The 15,973-nt window shown below is 73.9% G+C and carries 21 protein-coding genes and 1 riboswitch; of the genes, 16 read left to right on the forward strand and 5 right to left on the reverse strand.

Translation table 11 applies throughout. The features are described from left to right. Window positions 1-16 precede the first annotated feature (16 nt). Together ACZDWJ_RS10075 and ACZDWJ_RS10080 are read right to left on the reverse strand one after the other, a co-directional pair. Window positions 17-787 (reverse strand): hypothetical protein, encoded by a 771-nt coding sequence (locus tag ACZDWJ_RS10075; protein WP_463520819.1) that lies wholly within the window; start codon window positions 785-787, stop codon window positions 17-19. Continuing rightward, window positions 784-1,317, reverse strand: coding sequence for a SigE family RNA polymerase sigma factor (locus tag ACZDWJ_RS10080; RefSeq protein ID WP_463520820.1), 534 nt, complete (start codon window positions 1,315-1,317; stop codon window positions 784-786). Before ACZDWJ_RS10080 ends, ACZDWJ_RS10075 begins: the two co-directional genes overlap by 4 nt. 86 nt (window positions 1,318-1,403) lie before the next feature. On the opposite strand from ACZDWJ_RS10080, the gene ligD reads away from it, so the two are divergent. The 11 genes from ligD (at window position 1,404) to ribH (ending at window position 10,469) form a co-directional block, all read left to right on the forward strand. Then, on the forward strand, window positions 1,404-2,360 hold the full coding sequence (ligD, locus tag ACZDWJ_RS10085; protein WP_463520821.1) for a non-homologous end-joining DNA ligase: 957 nt from the start codon (window positions 1,404-1,406) through the stop codon (window positions 2,358-2,360). 147 nt (window positions 2,361-2,507) lie between these two features. After that, window positions 2,508-3,458 (forward strand): lipid kinase, encoded by a 951-nt coding sequence (locus ACZDWJ_RS10090; RefSeq protein ID WP_463520822.1) that lies wholly within the window; start codon window positions 2,508-2,510, stop codon window positions 3,456-3,458. Between the two features lie 60 nt (window positions 3,459-3,518). After that, window positions 3,519-4,211, forward strand: coding sequence for a hypothetical protein (locus tag ACZDWJ_RS10095; RefSeq protein ID WP_463520823.1), 693 nt, complete (start codon window positions 3,519-3,521; stop codon window positions 4,209-4,211). Window positions 4,212-4,278: 67 nt separating this feature from the next. Beyond that, window positions 4,279-4,710 (forward strand): TY-Chap domain-containing protein, encoded by a 432-nt coding sequence (locus tag ACZDWJ_RS10100; protein WP_463520824.1) that lies wholly within the window; start codon window positions 4,279-4,281, stop codon window positions 4,708-4,710. Window positions 4,711-4,740: 30 nt separating this feature from the next. After that, on the forward strand, window positions 4,741-5,361 hold the full coding sequence (locus ACZDWJ_RS10105; RefSeq protein ID WP_463520825.1) for a hypothetical protein: 621 nt from the start codon (window positions 4,741-4,743) through the stop codon (window positions 5,359-5,361). A gap of 48 nt (window positions 5,362-5,409) precedes the next feature. Continuing rightward, window positions 5,410-6,072 carry a ribulose-phosphate 3-epimerase gene (gene rpe / locus ACZDWJ_RS10110; protein WP_463520826.1) on the forward strand — a complete coding sequence of 221 codons (663 nt, stop codon included), beginning with the start codon at window positions 5,410-5,412 and terminating at the stop codon, window positions 6,070-6,072. Window positions 6,073-6,175: 103 nt separating this feature from the next. Then, window positions 6,176-6,305, forward strand: a riboswitch (FMN riboswitch). A gap of 82 nt (window positions 6,306-6,387) precedes the next feature. Beyond that, the gene (ribD, locus tag ACZDWJ_RS10115; protein WP_463520827.1) at window positions 6,388-7,425 is read left to right on the forward strand and encodes a bifunctional diaminohydroxyphosphoribosylaminopyrimidine deaminase/5-amino-6-(5-phosphoribosylamino)uracil reductase RibD; all 1,038 of its coding nucleotides are present in this window, start codon (window positions 6,388-6,390) and stop codon (window positions 7,423-7,425) included. After that, window positions 7,425-8,015: a riboflavin synthase gene (locus tag ACZDWJ_RS10120; protein WP_463520828.1), complete on the forward strand. Its 591-nt coding sequence runs from the start codon at window positions 7,425-7,427 to the stop codon at window positions 8,013-8,015. Before ribD ends, ACZDWJ_RS10120 begins: the two co-directional genes overlap by 1 nt. Continuing rightward, entirely contained in the window at window positions 8,012-8,731 is a 720-nt protein-coding gene (locus tag ACZDWJ_RS10125) for a nicotinamide mononucleotide transporter family protein (RefSeq protein ID WP_463520829.1), read from the forward strand. Before ACZDWJ_RS10120 ends, ACZDWJ_RS10125 begins: the two co-directional genes overlap by 4 nt. After that, a complete protein-coding gene (locus ACZDWJ_RS10130; protein WP_463520830.1) occupies window positions 8,728-9,993 on the forward strand; it encodes a bifunctional 3,4-dihydroxy-2-butanone-4-phosphate synthase/GTP cyclohydrolase II in 1,266 nt (421 codons plus the stop codon). Before ACZDWJ_RS10125 ends, ACZDWJ_RS10130 begins: the two co-directional genes overlap by 4 nt. After that, window positions 9,990-10,469: a 6,7-dimethyl-8-ribityllumazine synthase gene (gene ribH / locus ACZDWJ_RS10135; RefSeq protein WP_463520831.1), complete on the forward strand. Its 480-nt coding sequence runs from the start codon at window positions 9,990-9,992 to the stop codon at window positions 10,467-10,469. Before ACZDWJ_RS10130 ends, ribH begins: the two co-directional genes overlap by 4 nt. Window positions 10,470-10,493: 24 nt before the next feature. On the opposite strand, the gene ACZDWJ_RS10140 is transcribed toward ribH, so the two are convergent. Further along, the gene (locus ACZDWJ_RS10140; RefSeq protein WP_463520832.1) at window positions 10,494-11,105 is read right to left on the reverse strand and encodes a GNAT family N-acetyltransferase; all 612 of its coding nucleotides are present in this window, start codon (window positions 11,103-11,105) and stop codon (window positions 10,494-10,496) included. Between the two features lie 95 nt (window positions 11,106-11,200). On the opposite strand from ACZDWJ_RS10140, the gene ACZDWJ_RS10145 reads away from it, so the two are divergent. The 3 genes from ACZDWJ_RS10145 to ACZDWJ_RS10155 are packed head-to-tail and all read left to right on the forward strand — an operon-like array spanning window position 11,201 to window position 12,783. After that, the gene (locus ACZDWJ_RS10145) at window positions 11,201-11,464 is read left to right on the forward strand and encodes a phosphoribosyl-ATP diphosphatase (RefSeq protein ID WP_463520833.1); all 264 of its coding nucleotides are present in this window, start codon (window positions 11,201-11,203) and stop codon (window positions 11,462-11,464) included. Window positions 11,465-11,477: 13 nt separating this feature from the next. Further along, complete coding sequence (gene hisG / locus ACZDWJ_RS10150; RefSeq protein ID WP_463520834.1) at window positions 11,478-12,326, forward strand: ATP phosphoribosyltransferase; 849 nt, start codon at window positions 11,478-11,480, stop codon at window positions 12,324-12,326. Then, window positions 12,310-12,783: a PH domain-containing protein gene (locus ACZDWJ_RS10155; protein WP_463520835.1), complete on the forward strand. Its 474-nt coding sequence runs from the start codon at window positions 12,310-12,312 to the stop codon at window positions 12,781-12,783. The genes hisG and ACZDWJ_RS10155 overlap by 17 nt, the downstream gene beginning before the upstream one ends. Before the next feature lie 19 nt (window positions 12,784-12,802). Here ACZDWJ_RS10155 and ACZDWJ_RS10160 read toward each other — a convergent pair whose 3' ends face one another. Next, window positions 12,803-13,714 carry an aldose 1-epimerase family protein gene (locus ACZDWJ_RS10160; protein WP_463520836.1) on the reverse strand — a complete coding sequence of 304 codons (912 nt, stop codon included), beginning with the start codon at window positions 13,712-13,714 and terminating at the stop codon, window positions 12,803-12,805. A gap of 9 nt (window positions 13,715-13,723) precedes the next feature. After that, on the reverse strand, window positions 13,724-14,338 hold the full coding sequence (locus tag ACZDWJ_RS10165) for a uridine kinase family protein (protein ID WP_463520837.1): 615 nt from the start codon (window positions 14,336-14,338) through the stop codon (window positions 13,724-13,726). 107 nt (window positions 14,339-14,445) lie between these two features. On the opposite strand from ACZDWJ_RS10165, the gene ACZDWJ_RS10170 reads away from it, so the two are divergent. Both ACZDWJ_RS10170 and infC read left to right on the forward strand, forming a co-directional pair. Further along, window positions 14,446-14,922, forward strand: coding sequence for an SseB family protein (locus ACZDWJ_RS10170; RefSeq protein ID WP_463520838.1), 477 nt, complete (start codon window positions 14,446-14,448; stop codon window positions 14,920-14,922). Window positions 14,923-15,194: 272 nt separating this feature from the next. Further along, entirely contained in the window at window positions 15,195-15,941 is a 747-nt protein-coding gene (infC, locus tag ACZDWJ_RS10175; RefSeq protein WP_463520839.1) for a translation initiation factor IF-3, read from the forward strand. The last annotated feature ends 32 nt before the right edge of the window (window positions 15,942-15,973 follow it).

A 15,973-nucleotide genomic window follows, 5' to 3' on the forward strand; every position in this document is an offset into this window, starting at 1 on the left:
CTGCGCGCGTCGAGGCTCAGGAGGCCCAGACCAGCGCGTCGCCGATCTCCTGGCACAGGGCGGCGTCGCCGTACGGCTCGGTGACCACGGCGAAGACGTCGCGGTGGATCGCGCTGACGTACTGGCCGGGCGTCTGCTTGTCGGGGTCGGACGTGTACGCGGTGTACTGGCTCTTCGGCCGCACCGTCACCTGCACCTGCTTCGACGCGCGGGTGCAGATGAACTTCTCGTCCTGCGGGTCCGAGCAGGTCCAGCCCGCCTTCTCCACGCGCACCGGGAACCCGGTGGGCGTGGGTGACAGAGAGGGCGTGCGGCTCGGTGCGTCGGTGGCCGGTGCGGCCGGCGCCAGGGAGAGCGACGGCGACGCGGCGGGCGGGTGGGACGGGCTGGCGGCGTGCGTCGGAGGCGGGGTGACGACGGCCGGCGGCGTGGACGCCGACGGCGTGCTGCTCGGCGACGTGCTCGGCAGGGTCGAGGGCTCCGGCGCGAAGGTGGTGCCGACGAGGGTCGGCTGCACGGCGGGCTCGACGTCGACGGCGCGGGTGCTGCCGTCGGGCAGCGACATGACGGCGGCGGCGACGGCGACGCTGGCGGCGACCGCCGAGCCGGCCACCAGCAGCCGGCGCTGACGGCGGATGCGGCGGCCGCGGGCCACCGAGACGGTGAGCAGCCGGTCGAGGTCGGGCGCCGGCGTCGGCTCGTGGAGCGCGGTGCCGAGGCGCGCCCCCAGCGAGGCCTCCTCGACGTCGGAGAGCGGGGCGGACGCGAGGTGCTCGCGGCGGTTCATCGGGTGATCCTCTCGGGCAGGGTGAGCAGGGCGGCCGCGTCGGTCTCCGAGAGCAGGGGCCGCAGCCGGCGCAGCGCGCGGTGGGCGCGAGCGCGCACGGCGACGGCGCTCATGCCGAGCTCCTGGGCGGTCTCCTCGACGCTGCGGTCGTCCCAGTAGCGCAGGACGACGATCGCGCGGTCGAGCGGCGGCAGCGTGGCCAGCGCCCGTTCGAGGTCGACGCGGAGACCGGGGTCGGTGCCCCCGGTGTCGGGACGCAGCCGGTGGTCGGCTGCGTCGAAGTCCGTCGGCAGCTCGCCCGAGCGGCGCAGTCGACGGTGGGACAGGAAGGTGTTGAGCAGCATCGTCCTGGCGTAGGCGAGCGGATCGTCGGCCCGACGGACCCGCCGCCAGGACGCGTAGACCTTGGCGTAGGTGGCCTGGGTGAGGTCCTCGGCGAGGTGGTGCTCGCCGGCCAGCAGGTAGGCCGCCCGGTGGAGCCGTGGTGCGGTGGCCCGCACGAACTCCTCGAACTCCTGCTCAGCGGTCATGGTCATGCTCCTCTGACGCGCCGTGCGCGCCTCGTGTGACACCCGAGTTGCTGCGATCTTCCGGCGAGGCGGCCTAGGTTCGTCCCATGCCTGCGAGCACTCCCGCCGTCGAGATCGAGGTGGACGACCGCGTCGTGCGGGTCTCCAACCCCCAGCGGGTCTACTTCCCCGAGATCGGCGCCACCAAGCTCGATCTCGTCGAGTACTACCGCTCCGTCGGCCCGGGCATCGTCGCCGCGCTGTGGGAGCGGCCCTGCATGCTGCACCGCTTCCCGAAGGGGCTGGCGGGGGAGAAGGTCCACCAGAAGCGCCTGCCCGCCGGGGCTCCGCCGTGGGTCGAGACCGTGCAGCTGCACTTCCCCCGCTGGAACCGCACCGCCGACGAGCTCTGCGTCACCGAGCTCGGCGCGGTGCTGTGGGCGGTGCAGATGTCGACCGTCGAGTTCCACCCCTGGAACAGTCGCCGGGGCCACACCGAGGAGCCCGACGAGTGGCGCATCGACCTCGACCCCGGCCCCGAGTGCGACTACGCCCGCGTGCGGCGGGTGGCCCACGTCGTGCACGAGGTGCTCGACGAATTGGGCGCCGTCGGGTTCCCCAAGACCAGTGGCAGCAAGGGCCTCCACGTCTACGTGCGGGTCCCGCCCGACCACGGGTTCTCCGAGGTGCGGCGGGCGGCCCTGGCCTTCGCCCGCGAGGTCGAGCGGCGCGCGCCCTCGGAGGTCACCACCACGTGGTGGACCAAGGACCGCGACCCCGCGGCGCTCTTCGTCGACTACAACCAGAACGCCCGCGACCACACCATCGCCGCGGCCTACTCGGTGCGCGGCGTCCCCGACGCCCGGGTCTCGACGCCGCTGCGCTGGGAGGAGATCGACGACGCCGACCCGCGCGACCTCACGATCCGCACCGTGCCCGCCCGGTTCGCCGAGATCGGCGACCTCCACGCCGACCTCGACGCCCACCCCTTCGACCTCGCGCCCCTGCTGGCCTGGGCCGAGCGCGACGAGCGGGACGGAGCGCAGACGCCCCCCGAGGAGTGATCTGCCCGTGTCCGCGGTGAGGTGCGGGGTCGGGTGGTCGAGCTCGTCGAGACCCCTGCACCGGACGGCGAGGCGTGCGAGGTGATCTGGTGGAGCCCACAGGCGCCGCTCAGGGTGCCCTCACCTGGGCTGGGGAGGCTCGAGGACATGACCCCCCTCGAGCACCCCCTGTCCGTCCGCGCGCTCGTCGACGCCGGCCCGGTGCCGGTGGTCGTGAACCGCGGGTCCCGCCGGGGCGCGGCCGCGTGGCCGGGCGTGGAGCGGGCGCTGCGCGCAGGCGGCGTCGAGGTGCGGGCCGTCGAGGTCGCGGACGACCTCGCGGCGACCCTGCGCGCGGTGGTCGCCGAGCGGCCGCCCCTGGTCGTCGTCGGCGGCGGGGACGGCACGATCGGCTGCGCGGCCGACGCCGTCGCGGGCACGCGCACCGTGCTCGGCGTCCTGCCCCTGGGCACCGCGAACGACTTCGCGCGCACCCTGGAGATCCCGACCGACCCGGTCGCGGCGGTCGAGGCGATGCTCGCCGGACGGGTCGTCGACGTCGACCTCGGCCGCGCAGGTCCGCACGCGTTCCTCAACGTCGCCTCGCTCGGCCTCTCGGTGGCCGTCACCCGCCGCCTGACGCCGCGGCTCAAGCGCTGGCTCGGACCGCTGGCCTACCCGGCGGCGACCCTCCGTGCCTACCGGGGCCAGCCCGGCTTCGCCGCCCGTCTGGAGTTCCCCGACGGCGACCACGAGCCAGTGGTCCTGGGGGAGCTGCTGCAGGTGGCGGTGGGCAACGGCGTCCACTACGGAGGCGGCAACACCGTCTCGCCGACGGCGTCGGTGGACGACCACCTGCTCGACGTCTACGCCATCGAGCGCGGACGGCTCTCCGACCACGTGTCGATCGCGCGGCTGCTGCGCGACGGCCGTCTCGTCGAGCACGAGCGGGTGCACCACGTCGTCACCCGCAGCATCCGCGTGGTCACCGAGGGGCCGATGCCGGTGAACCTCGACGGCGAGATCGCCGCCGCGACCCCGCTGACCTTCGCCGTCGAGCGCAACGCCGTGCACGTCGTCGTCCCGCAGCGCAGCCGGGCGGCCCGTCTCGACGGCTGACCTCCCTGCTCGTCGGCGGGGGCGGTGCTACGGTCCGTGGCTCCCGACCAAGGAGGGCCCATGCCCCGTTCTCGTGCCCGTCGTCTCTGGATCGCCGCCGCCGGCGCGGTGAGCCTGCCGCTCCTCGCCTCCGGCGCGATCGGCGCCTTCGCCGCGGAGGGCGGCGCCTCCCGTGTGGTGCTGCGTGCCGCCGATCCGGCCCACGATGCCGCCACCACCACGTACCGCTACGAGTACACCGACTCCCGTCGCACCACCTACACCGAGCGCGGCGTCGGCAACGACATCCGTCGAGTCACGGTCTCGGTGGTCGGCGACCGTCTCCGCGTCGCCCTCACCACCCGGTTCGACTACTCCGAGGACTACCGGGCCGACCTGCGCATCACGACCGCCGCCGGCGGTGTCTTCCACGCGGGCCGCTACGTCAACAGCAACGAGGTGCCCGACGTCGGCAACTTCTTCGAGCGACGCGGCACCAAGAACGCGAAGTGCCACGTCCGGTCTGTCGACAACGACGCCGGCCTGGTCGTCGAGCTGCCGCTGGCGTGCCTGGGCGGTCCGTCCTGGGTGCGCTTGGGCGTCGAGACCTGGGGGATCTACCCGATCGTCGGTGAGGACTCCCACGAGGCCGTCTCCTACGACGACGCCTTCCGCGCCGGGCCCTCGCCGGCCGCCCGGGCCGCCCAGCACCGCGACAAGCTCTACGCCGGCAAGGGCTACGGCACGATGTCGGGCCGGATCACCCTGCGCTGATCGCCACCCGATCCACCCGATCCACCCGACCCATCCGACCCACCCGACCTGACCGGAGAGGCACCCCGTGACCGAGCAGTCCGCCTGGGACGCGCTCAACAGACGCCTCGTGGGCGCGCTGCTGGCGCTCGACCTCGACGACGTGCTCACCGTCGGCGAGCCCGTCGAGCGACCGCGGGGGCTCTTCGGGCGCCGGCGTGGTCCGCAGCCGCCGCGGCGCTTCGTCAGCGCGACCGCCGGGCAGGCGGTGCTGGTGCTCGAGACCGTCGGCTCGACGAGCTTCGGCGGCGCCTGGCCGATGACCCCCGAGCAGGAGCAGCGGATGGAGCGCCTCGGCTGGGAGCGGCCGTGGAACGACGAGCTCACGACCTGGCTGCGCGACGTCCCGGTGCTCGACGCGCCCCGCGGGGCGCTGGCGCTGGTGCGCGCGCTCCAGGTGCTCGACGTCGACCCGACGTCGCTCGTCGTCGACCTCGACCACGTGCCGCAGGGCGGCTGAGCCGGGCGACGGCTGTGGCAGGGTGGCACCATGAGCCCTCGGAGCCTCCTGTCCCGCCGGTCCCTGCCGATCGCGATCGCCGCGGCCGGTCTGGTCGCCCTTCCGGCGGCCGCCTCGCACGCCGACACCCTGCGCCACGCCGATCGCACCGGTGATGTCACGGTCACGAGCTACTCGCGTGCGGCCGGGTTTCAGAAGCGCATCGACACGACCCAGCGCAACCCCGACCTCACGCTGCTGACGGTGCGGCACACCGCCGACCAACTGGCGATCAGCTCCAACCTGCGGGCGTTCTCCGGGGTCGACAGCCGCTGGTCGGCCGTCGTCATCACGTCCAAGGGCGACCGCTTCGGCTTCGAGCGCGGCGTCAGCACCGGCGCCGAGACGCCGTATCCGAGCGTGATCGTGCTGCGCAACGGCCACCGGTTCTCGTGCGAGGGCATCGTCGTCAGCCGCACCCAGGTCGGGATGATCGTGCGGGCACCGGCGAGCTGCCTGGGAGACCCCTGGCGCGTCCGTGTCGGTGTGAAGGTCGACGCGGCCTACCGGGAGGACGGTGACGGCGACCAGTACGGCGACGACGACGCCTTCCGCGTCGGCGGCGGCGACGACGAGCGGCCGGTCACGCTGAGCAGCTGGGTCGCCCGCTGACGCGACCGCCGTCCGTGACGCCCGGCTGATCTGGGAGGATCTGCGCCCGTGGGCCTCCAGATCACGCCGAGCATCCTCAACGCCGACTTCTCCCGCCTCGGGGAGGAGGTGGCGCGCATCCCCAGCGCCGACTGGATCCACGTCGACGTCATGGACAACCACTTCGTCCCGAACCTGACCTTCGGCCCGACGATGGTGGAGGCGCTGGCGCGCAGCACCGACATCCCGCTCGACGCGCACCTGATGATCGAGGACCCCGACCGCCACGCGCCCGGCTACGTCGAGGCCGGCTGCGCGTCGGTGACCTTCCACGTCGAGGCCGCCAAGGCGCCGGTGCGCCTGGCCCGGGAGATCCGCGCCCAGGGCGGCCGGGCGAGCATGGCCCTCAAGCCGGCCACCCCCATCGAGCCCTACGAGGACCTGCTCCCCGAGCTCGACATGCTGCTGATCATGACCGTCGAGCCCGGCTTCGGCGGTCAGCGCTTCCTCGACCTGTGCCTGCCGAAGATCCGCCGGGCGCGGGCGATGATGCAGCGTCACGGCATCGAGACCTGGCTGCAGGTCGACGGCGGGGTCTCCCTGGAGACCATCGAGCGGTGCGCCGAGGCCGGGGCCGACGTGTTCGTCGCCGGCTCCGCGGTCTACTCCGCCGACGACCCCGACGCGATGGTGCGCTCGCTGAAGGCGACCGCCGAGGCCGCTCTGGGCTGAGGTCACGCGTCCACGGACGAGCCGCACGTGAGCGGCGTCACGTCCGAGACGGGCCGCGCGCGTCGACGCCCGCGGGCTATCCTCGCCGGTACGAGCGACATGCTCGCGTGCTCTGGGGTCGGTGAAATTCCGAGCCGGCGGTGAAAGTCCGCGACCCGTCCGCAGCCAGCGGACGGTTGACCAGGTGGAACTCCTGGACCGACGGTCAAAGTCCGGATGGGAAGCGCACGCACTGCTGTCCGCGCGTCCGACGTCCGTCGGAGGCGCGTGCGGTCGTGATCCCCGGGGTCCGTGAGCGGAACCCGAGGAGATCCGATGACCCGCCCCGACGCAGCCGCGCTGGACGCCGCGATGCGGCGTGCCCTCGCGCTCGCCGCGACCCCGGGCGTCCCGCTGGGGCCGAACCCGCGGGTCGGCTGCGTGCTGCTCGACGACGACGGTCGCGTCGTCGCGGAGGGGTTCCACCGCGGTGCGGGCACCCCGCACGCCGAGGCCGACGCCCTGGCTCGCGCCGGCGAGGCCGCCCGCGGCACCACCGCCGTGGTCACGCTCGAGCCGTGCAACCACACCGGCCGCACCGGGCCGTGCGCCCAGGCGCTGATCCGCGCCGGCGTCGCCCGCGTCGTCCACGCCCAGTCCGACCCCAACCCCACCGCCAGCGGCGGCGCGACGACCCTGCGCGAGGCCGGCATCGAGGTCGAGGGCGGTCTGCTGGCCGCCGAGGCCGAGCAGGTCAACCGGGTCTGGTCGGCGGCGATGCGCCTGCAGCGTCCCTTCGTCACCTGGAAGGCCGCGGCCACGCTCGACGGCCGCAGCGCCGCGGCCGACGGCTCCTCGCGCTGGATCAGCAACGAGGACGCCCGCCGCGACACCCACCGGATGCGCGCCGAGGCCGACGTCGTCCTCGCCGGCACCGGCACCGTCCTCGAGGACGATCCTCAGCTGACCGTGCGCGAGGCAGACGGCACGCCGCTGGAGCGCCAGCCGCTGCGCGCGGTGATGGGGGAGCGCGAGATCCCCGCCGGCGCCCGGGTGCTCGACGCCGCCGCCGAGACCCTGCACCTGCGCACCCGCGACCCCCGCGAGGCGCTCGCGGCGCTCTGGGCGCGCGAGCGCCGCCACGTCTTCCTGGAGGGCGGGCCGACCCTGGCCGCGGCCTTCCTCCGGGCCGGCCTCGTCGACGAGGTCGTGCTCTACCTCGCCCCCAGGCTGCTCGGCGCCGGCCGCAGCGTCGTGGGCGACCTGGGAATCACCGGCATCGACCAGGCGCTTCCCCTGCGGATCGCCGACGTCTCGACGCTCGGGGAGCCATCCAACGTCCGGCTCGTGCTCGAGCCAGTGAAGGAGTCCTGATGTTCACCGGTCTGGTCGAGGAGCTCGGCACCGTCGTCTCCGTGGAGCCCCAGGGCGACGCCATGCGGCTCACCATCCGCGCCACCACCGTGCTCGAGGACGCCGGCCTCGGCGACTCCATCTCCGTCAACGGCTGCTGTCTGACGGTCGCTGCGCGCACCGAGGACACCTGGACCGCCGACGTCATGCAGGAGTCGCTGGACAAGACCAGCCTCGGCGGCGTCGGCCCGGGCGACCGCGTCAACCTCGAGCGCGCCGTCACCGCCGGCACCCGCCTGGGCGGCCACATCGTCCAGGGGCACGTCGACGGCGTCGGCGAGGTCGTGCGACGCAGCCCCTCGGAGCACTGGGAGGTCGTCGAGATCACCCTGCCCGAGCACCTGAGCCGCTACCTCGTCGACAAGGGCTCGATCACCGTCGACGGCACCAGCCTGACGGTGGTGGAGGCGGGGGAGTCGACCTTCACGATCAGCCTGATCCCCGAGACGCTGGCCCGCACCACGCTCGGCCTGCGCCAGCCCGGCGAGCGGGTCAACCTCGAGGTCGACGTCATCGCCAAGTACGTCGAGAAGCTGCTGGGGTCACGATGAGCGGCCTCGCGAGCCTCTACGACGCCTCGGTCAGCATCGCCGGCCACCCGATCACCTGGCGCGAGATCCTCGGCAACGCCTTCGGCTTCGCCTCCGAGATCGGCGGGCTGCGTCGTCGGGTGTGGGCCTGGCCGGTCGGCATCGTCGGCAACGCCCTGCTGTTCACGGTGTTCGTCGCCGCCACCGTCGAGGCCGACGCGCCCGTGCCGCTCTTCGGCCAGGCCGGACGCCAGGTGCTGTTCATCGCGGTGAGCGTGTTCGGCTGGTGGCGCTGGCAGCAGACCCGCAGCCACGGCGACGCCCCGGCCGTCAGCCCGCGCTGGGCGACCGCCCGCGAGCGATTGACGACGCTCGCCCTCGCCGCCGCCGGCGTGCTCGTGGCCCAGGCCGTGTTCGCCGCCCTCGGCGCCGGCTGGCCCGCGCCGCGCTGGTACTTCTGGTGCGACGCCTGGATCTTCGTCGGCTCCGTCGTCGCCACCTACGCCATGGCTCGCGGCTGGACGGACTTCTGGCTGGCCTGGATCGCCGTCGACGCCGTCGGCGTCCCGCTGCTGTGGCACTCCGGCTACTACCCGACCGCCGTGCCCTACCTGGTGTACGGCGCCCTGGTGCTGTGGGGTCTGGTCGTCTGGCTGCGCGTCAGCCGCACGAGCGACCCCGCCGCCCGCCCCCACGAGAGGCACGACGTGCCCCAGTCCCACGAGGTGACCGCATGACCACGTCCATCCGGCTCGACTCCGTCGAGCGGGCGATCGCCGACATCGCGGCGGGCAAGGCCGTCGTCGTCGTCGACGACGAGGACCGCGAGAACGAGGGCGACATCATCTTCGCGGCCGCCAAGGCGACCCCGGAGCTGATGGCGTTCACGATCCGCCACTCCAGCGGCGTCATCTGCGTCCCGATGCCCGGCGACATGCTCGACCGGCTCGAGATCCCGCTGATGACCCCGCACAACAAGGACAAGATGCGCACGGCGTACACGATCACGGTCGACGCCCGCGACGGCGTCAGCACCGGCATCAGCGCCGCCGACCGCGCCCACACCGCGCGCGTCCTCGCCGACTCCGCCACCGAGCCGTGGGAGCTGACGCGCCCCGGCCACGTCCTGCCGCTGCGCTACCGCGAGGGCGGCGTGCTGGTGCGACGCGGTCACACCGAGGCCGCCGTCGACCTCGCCCGCCTCGCCGGCTGCACCCCGGCGGGCGTGCTCGTCGAGGTCGTCAACGACGACGGCACGATGAAGCGGGCCCCCGAGCTGCGGGCCTTCGCCGACGAGCACGGCCTGGCGATGATCTCCATCGAGGAGCTCGTCCGCTACCGCCGCCGCCACGAGACCCACGTCGAGCGGGCCGCCGTCACCCGGCTGCCCACGCGCGTCGGCGACCTCACCGCGGTCGGCTACCGGATCACCATCGACGGCGCCGAGCACGTCGCGCTCGTCGCGGGCGACCTCGACGACCTGCGCTCCGGCGAGCCGGTGCTCACCCGCGTGCACTCCGAGTGCCTCACCGGCGACGTCTTCGGCTCCGCGCGCTGCGACTGCGGCCCCCAGCTCGAGGAGGCCATGGAGCGCGTCGTGGCCGAGGGCCGCGGCGTCGTGGTCTACCTGCGCGGCCACGAGGGACGCGGCATCGGCCTGCTGGCCAAGCTGCAGGCCTACCAGCTGCAGGACGGCGGCCGCGACACCGTCGACGCCAACCTCGACCTCGGCCTGCCCGCCGACGCCCGGCACTACGGCGCCGCCACCCAGATCCTCAAGGACCTCGGCGTCGGCAGCGTCCGCCTGCTCACCAACAACCCCGACAAGGTCAGCGACCTCGAGGAGTACGGCGTCGAGGTCGTCGAGCGGGTGCCGCTCACCCCGCGGCCCAACGACCACAACCTCGCCTACCTGCTGACCAAGCGTGACCGCATGGGTCACGTGCTGCCCGACCTCGACGTCGCCGTGAGCGACCTGCACGAAGGAGCCGACGCATGAGCGGACACGGAGCCCCGACCACCGAGGCCACCGACTGCAGCGACCTGCGCGTCGCCGTCGTCGCCGCCAGCTGGCACACCCAGGTGATGGACGGGCTGCTCGACGGCGCCCGTCGCGCGCTGGCCGCGCACAGCGTCGAGACCTTCCGGGAGGTGCGCGTGCCGGGCACCTTCGAGCTGCCGGTGGTCGTCGGCACGCTCGCCGGCGCCGGCTACGACGCCGTCATCGCGCTCGGCGTCGTCATCCGCGGCGGCACCCCGCACTTCGAGTACGTGTGCTCGGCCGCCACCGACGGCCTGACCCGGGTGGCGCTGGACCACCAGGTGGCCGTCGGCTTCGGCGTGCTCACCTGCGACACCGAGGAGCAGGCGCTCGACCGCGCCGGTCTCGAGGGCTCCGCCGAGGACAAGGGCCTGGAGGCCACCTCCGCCGCGCTGCAGACCGCCCGGCTGCTCAAGGCGATCCGTCAGGGCTGAGGCCCCGGCACGTCGGCCGAGCGGTCAGCCCGCCGTCCCGGCCCAGCGGCCGAGGGCGGCGGGCGGCGTCGTCCACTCCGCGGCGGTGAGCCCGAAGCCGGTGGAGTCGCACCAGCCGAGGTCGCGGTGGAGCGCGTCGCCACGCACCTGCGACTCCCGGCGCAGCCCCACCCGCTCGAGCAGACGCGCGGAGGCGGCGTTCTCGGAGAACAGCTCCGCGCTGACGCGCTGCACGCCCAGGCCCGTGGGGTCGAGGGCGATCGCGACGGCCGCCCGCACCGCCTCGGTGGCCAGGCCCCGGCCGCCGGCGTCGGGATGCAGGACGTAGCCGACCTCGGCGTGCTGCGCGTGCGCGGCCTCGAGGACCTCGGCCTGCGCCCAGGCGTCGTCGACGCGCAGCATCAGCTCGCCCACGACCCCGCCGTCGTGCTCGACGATCAGCGTGTGGGGCGTGCGGGTCGGGTCCAGGATCCGGCGGGCGTGCGCGTCGAGGTCGGCCGGCGCGGCCGGCAGCCAGCGGGTGACCTCCGGCAGCCGCCAGTAGGCCCAGGTGGGCTCGAGGTCGGCGTCGAGGATCGGGCGCAGGCGCAGGCGCTCGGTGTCGAAGGGCCAGGGCAGGTCGAGGAGGCGGGCCACCCGCCCATCCTGCCGCGTGGCGCGCATCGCACCGGTCGCCGGGCGGCTGAGACCGAATCGGCACCGGCGGGCCCGACCCCGTAGGCTCGACGACCGTGAAGACGTTCGACGAGCTGTGGGCCGAGCTCAGCGAGAAGGCCCGCACCCGCCCTGATGGATCCGGCACCGTGCGTCACCTCGACGCCGGGGTCCATGCCATCGGCAAGAAGCTGGTCGAGGAGGCCGCGGAGTCCTGGATGGCCGCGGAGCACGAGGGACGCGAGCGCACGGCCGAGGAGATCAGCCAGCTGCTCTACCACGCCCAGTGCCTGATGCTCGCCAGCGGCATCGAGCTCGACGACGTCTACGCCCACCTCTGACGAGAGGCCCCCCATGTCACTCCTGCGCATCGCCGTCCCGAACAAGGGGTCGCTGTCCGTCGCGGCCTCGGAGATCCTGCGCGAGGCGGGCTACCGCCAGCGCGAGGACTCCAAGGTCCTCAGCCTCGTCGACGCCGAGAACGGCGTCGAGTTCTTCTACCTGCGTCCGCGCGACATCGCGCTGTACGTCGGCGAGGGCACCCTCGACATCGGCATCACCGGCCGCGACCTGCTCCAGGACTCCGGCGCCAAGGCCGAGGAGATCCTCAGCCTCGGCTTCGGTCGCAGCCGCTTCCACTTCGCCGGCCCCGCCGGCCGCTACTCCGAGCTCTCCGAGCTCGCGGGCCTGCGCATCGCGACCTCCTACGTCGGCGTCGTCCGGGCCTTCCTGGAGCGCCAGGGCATCGACGCGGTCGTCACCCGCCTCGACGGTGCCGTGGAGACCTCCATCGCGCTCGGCGTGGCCGACGTGATCGCCGACGTCGTCGAGACCGGCAGCACGCTGCGCCGAGCGGGGCTGGAGACCTTCGGCGAGACCCTGCTGGACTCCGAGGCGGTGCTGATCAGCCGCACGGGCACCGTCCCGGCCGGGTTCGAGCACGTGCAGCGCCGCATCGAGGGCGTCCTCGTCGCGCGCAGCTACGTGATGATGGACTACGACATCCCCACCGACCGGCTCCCCGAGGCCGTGAAGCACACCCCCGGCATCGAGGGCCCCACGGTGGCCCCGCTGCACAAGGAGGGGTGGTCGGCCGTCCGGGCGATGGTGCCGCGCGACGGCGCCCAGCGCCTCATGGACGACCTGTACGACCTCGGCGCCCGCGCGATCCTCCTCACCGGCATCCATGCCTGCCGCCTCTGAGACCCCGCTGCCGCCGCTGCCCCGCACGTGGCGGCCGCTGGGCCCGCGCATCGTCGGCATCATCCTGTTCGCCGGGCTGGTGACGCTCTTCGGCGTCGGCTGGTACTCCTTCCCTCAGGAGACCCGCGACAAGTTCACCGCCTTCCAGATCGGCACGATCTTCTTCCTGGTCGGCCTGGGCGCCGTCGTCATGTACGCGATCGTGCGGTCGAAGGCCACCGCCACCCGCGAGGGGCTCCTCGTCGTCAACGGCTACCGCCGCCGGCGTCTGGAGTGGGCGCAGATCGTCCACGTGCGGCTGCCGCAGGGCGCCCCGTGGGTGACGCTCGACCTCTCCGACGGCACCACGCTCTCGGTGCTCGGCATCCAGGGCTCCGACGGCACGCACGCCCGCCGCGCCGTCCGCGAGCTGCGGGCCTGCGTGAAGGGCCTGGCCGAGCCGCCCGAGGCCCTCTGACCCGGGCTCAGAGCCGACGTCAGAGGGCGCGGATGCCCCACGTGGCGGCGTGCTCCGCGCCGGGCGCCAGCATCACCAGGTGCTCGCCGGAGTTGAAGGCGTCGGCCGGGGCGGTCATCGGCTCGATCGCCAGGGAGCGACGAGCGACCTCGGGTCCGCCCGGCGCGGTGTAGAGCTGGATGACGGGGTGGGCCTCGTCGGCCCACAGCGCGGCGCCGCGTCCGGTGGCCGGGTCGCGCAGCTCGACGACGACGCGGCCCTCGGCGTCGCGCTCGAGGTCGGTGAGGGCGACGTCGAGCTCGACGTCGCGCACGGGCCGGCTGACGCGGAAGTCCAGGGCGGTGCCGTCGACGGGCTCGGTGCCGACGGGCAGCAGCCGGTCGTCGAGCACGTAGCGGGTCGAGGCGGGCATCCGCAGCTCCAGCTCGTCGACCAGGCGGCCGTCGACCTGCAGGTAGGGATGCGCGCCGCTGGCATAGGGGGCGGCGGTGGCCGCGAGGTTGGCCGCGGACTGGGTGACGGTCAGGCCGTCGGCGGAGAGGTCGTAGACGACGTGGAGGTCGAGGGTCCAGGGGTAGCCGGACTGCGCCATGCACCGGTAGCGCAGGCTGACGGAGTGGCCGGTGTGCTCCTCCAGCGTCCAGGCCACCCAGCGGGCCAGGCCGTGGGAGGCGTTGCCGCGGCTGGGATCGGTGAGCCCGAGCTGGTGGACGACGCCGTCGACCTCGTAGCGGCCGTCGCGGATGCGGTTGGGCCACGGCATGAGCAGCTGGCCGCGGCCGCCGTCGGCGACGGCGTCGAGCTCGAAGCCGGCCAGGAGCGCCCGGCCCTCGTGCTCGAGGACGCGCAGTGCGCCGCCGCTCTCGGTGATGACGGCGCGGTAGCCGGCCGCGGTGATCTCGTACTGCTCGCCGCTGGGAGGGATGCTCACGGCGACACCCTAGGGGGCGGACGGCCCTCCCGTGCTCGGGCCGGCGTCCGGGCGGGCCCCCGGATCCGGATGGCCCCCGGTCGCGACGACGAGGTCGGCCCGGGCCCGGGTGTCCTCCGCGGCGTGATGGGCGTCCTCGGCCCTCCACCAGCGCTCCAGATGCGGCCGCATCGCCTCGCCGTCGCGGGTCACGCCGCGGGCATGGCGCAGCGCCGCGGGCGCCTCGCACCACGCCAGCAGCGAGGTGTGGTGGGCATGGCGGCGGTCTCCGGCGCCGACGCCCTCGAGCACGACCACCGGAGCCGGCGCGACCTCCAGGGGCTCGCCCCAGGCGTCGGCATGCCAGTCCCAGGCGCGCGGACGCGCGACGCGTCCGGCCGCGAGGTCGGCGAGGGCCTCCGCGACGCGAGGGCCGACGCCCGGCAGGCCGTCCCAGCCCTCGTAGAGCTCGTCGACGCGCAGCACCGACGCGTCGGGGCAGTGCCGCAGGAGCGCCTCCACCAGCGTTGACTTGCCCGACCCCGACGGCCCGTCGATCGCCAGCAGCCGCGCCGAGCCCAGGCGGGGAGGTGCTGCGTCGAGGGCGGTCAGGAGCCGCGTCACGGCTGCGTCGACGTCGCTCATCGCCCCGCAGCCTAGGCGCGGGAGCACCGGCGGGTCAGTCGGCGGGGCACCGGTAGGCTCGAGGCGTGGCGGTCGAGGGACGAGGACGGTACCTGCAGGCTCCGGCGGTGCCGGACGACGACGGCTCCACCGACCCCGCGCTCGCCGCGGCCCTGACCGCCTACGACGCCGCCCCCGACGACCTCGACCGCTACTGCGACGTGCTCGCGCGGCTGGCCGAGGGGCGTCTGCTGGTGCCGGTCATCGCGGTGCTGGGGGAGTCGGAGACCGACGAGGCCGGCCTGGTGCACGACAAGTCCAGCGACATGGCCGCCGTGCTGCTCACCGGCGCCGACGGCCGCCGGGCCCTGCTGGCCTTCACCGGCCTGGAGTCGATGGCCCGCTGGGACCCCCAGGCCCGCCCCGTGCCCGTCACCACCGCCGTCGCGGCGCTGTCCGCGGTGCAGGAGGAGGCGGCCGCGCTGCTCGTCGACGTCGCGGGACCGGTGCGCTTCGTCGTCCAGGGCGACGACCTCACCGCGCTGGCCTCGGGCTGGCGGATGGCCTCGGTCGACGGCGCACGCGGCTGGGTGCGTCCGGCCTGAGCCCCGGTCCGTCGCGCCGATTCGGCGCCCGGGAACACCTGGGGTAGCGTTCGGTGTTGACCGATCAGTCGACGCCCGCATCCGTGCGGGAGCCGATCGATCCACAAGCGGAGACAAGCTCGATCGTCTCCCACCCGCACCGGCCGCCCAGGCCGTCGGGTCCGGTCCGGGAGGGATCTCCCGCACGGCGTGCCGTGCGTCCCTCCCCGGTGGACTCCTCGTGGCAGGAGACCATCGGACTGGCCTCCGCTTGCGTCAGCGCGGAGGCCTTCGTGCTTCCCGGGGTCCGTCCCCGGGTCCCCGGCCCTCCGCTCCCATTCCCACCAGGAGGACCCATCAGCACCGAGCTTCGTATCAACGACCGGATCCGCGTCAGCGAGGTCCGGCTCGTTGGCCCCAACGGCGAGACCGTCGGCATCGTCCCCACCGCCGACGCGCTGCGCCTTGCCCAGGAGGCCGACCTCGACCTCGTCGAGATCGCGCCGCAGGGCAAGCCGCCCGTGTGCAAGCTCATGGACTACGGGAAGTTCAAGTACGAGAACGCCCAGAAGGCCCGTGAGGCGCGCCGGAACCAGACGAACGTGATCATCAAGGAGATGAAGCTTCGTCCGAAGATCGACGCGCACGACTACGAGACCAAGAAGGGTCACGTCGTCCGCTTCCTGCGCGCCGGTGACAAGGTCAAGATCACGATCATGTTCCGCGGCCGCGAGCAGCACCGCCCCGAGCTGGGCTTCCGGCTGCTCCAGCGGCTCGCCGACGACGTCGCCGAGCTCGGCTTCGTCGAGTCCTCGCCGAAGCAGGACGGCCGCAACATGATCATGGTCCTCGGCCCGCACAAGAAGAAGGCCGACGCCAAGGTCGAGGCCGAGGCCGCCAAGGTCGCCAAGGCCGAGGAGCGCGCGGCCGACCAGGCCGCCGAGCGGGCCGAGCGCGACGCCGCGCACGCCGCCGGGCCGGTCGCGGCCAAGAAGGAGCGTGGCCGCTCCGAGAACCTCGATCCCGAGATCGAGGCCTGAGCCAGCAGAACCCTCGTCGTCGGGGTGCCGCG

Source organism: Nocardioides sp. B129/18 (genome assembly GCF_055282735.1).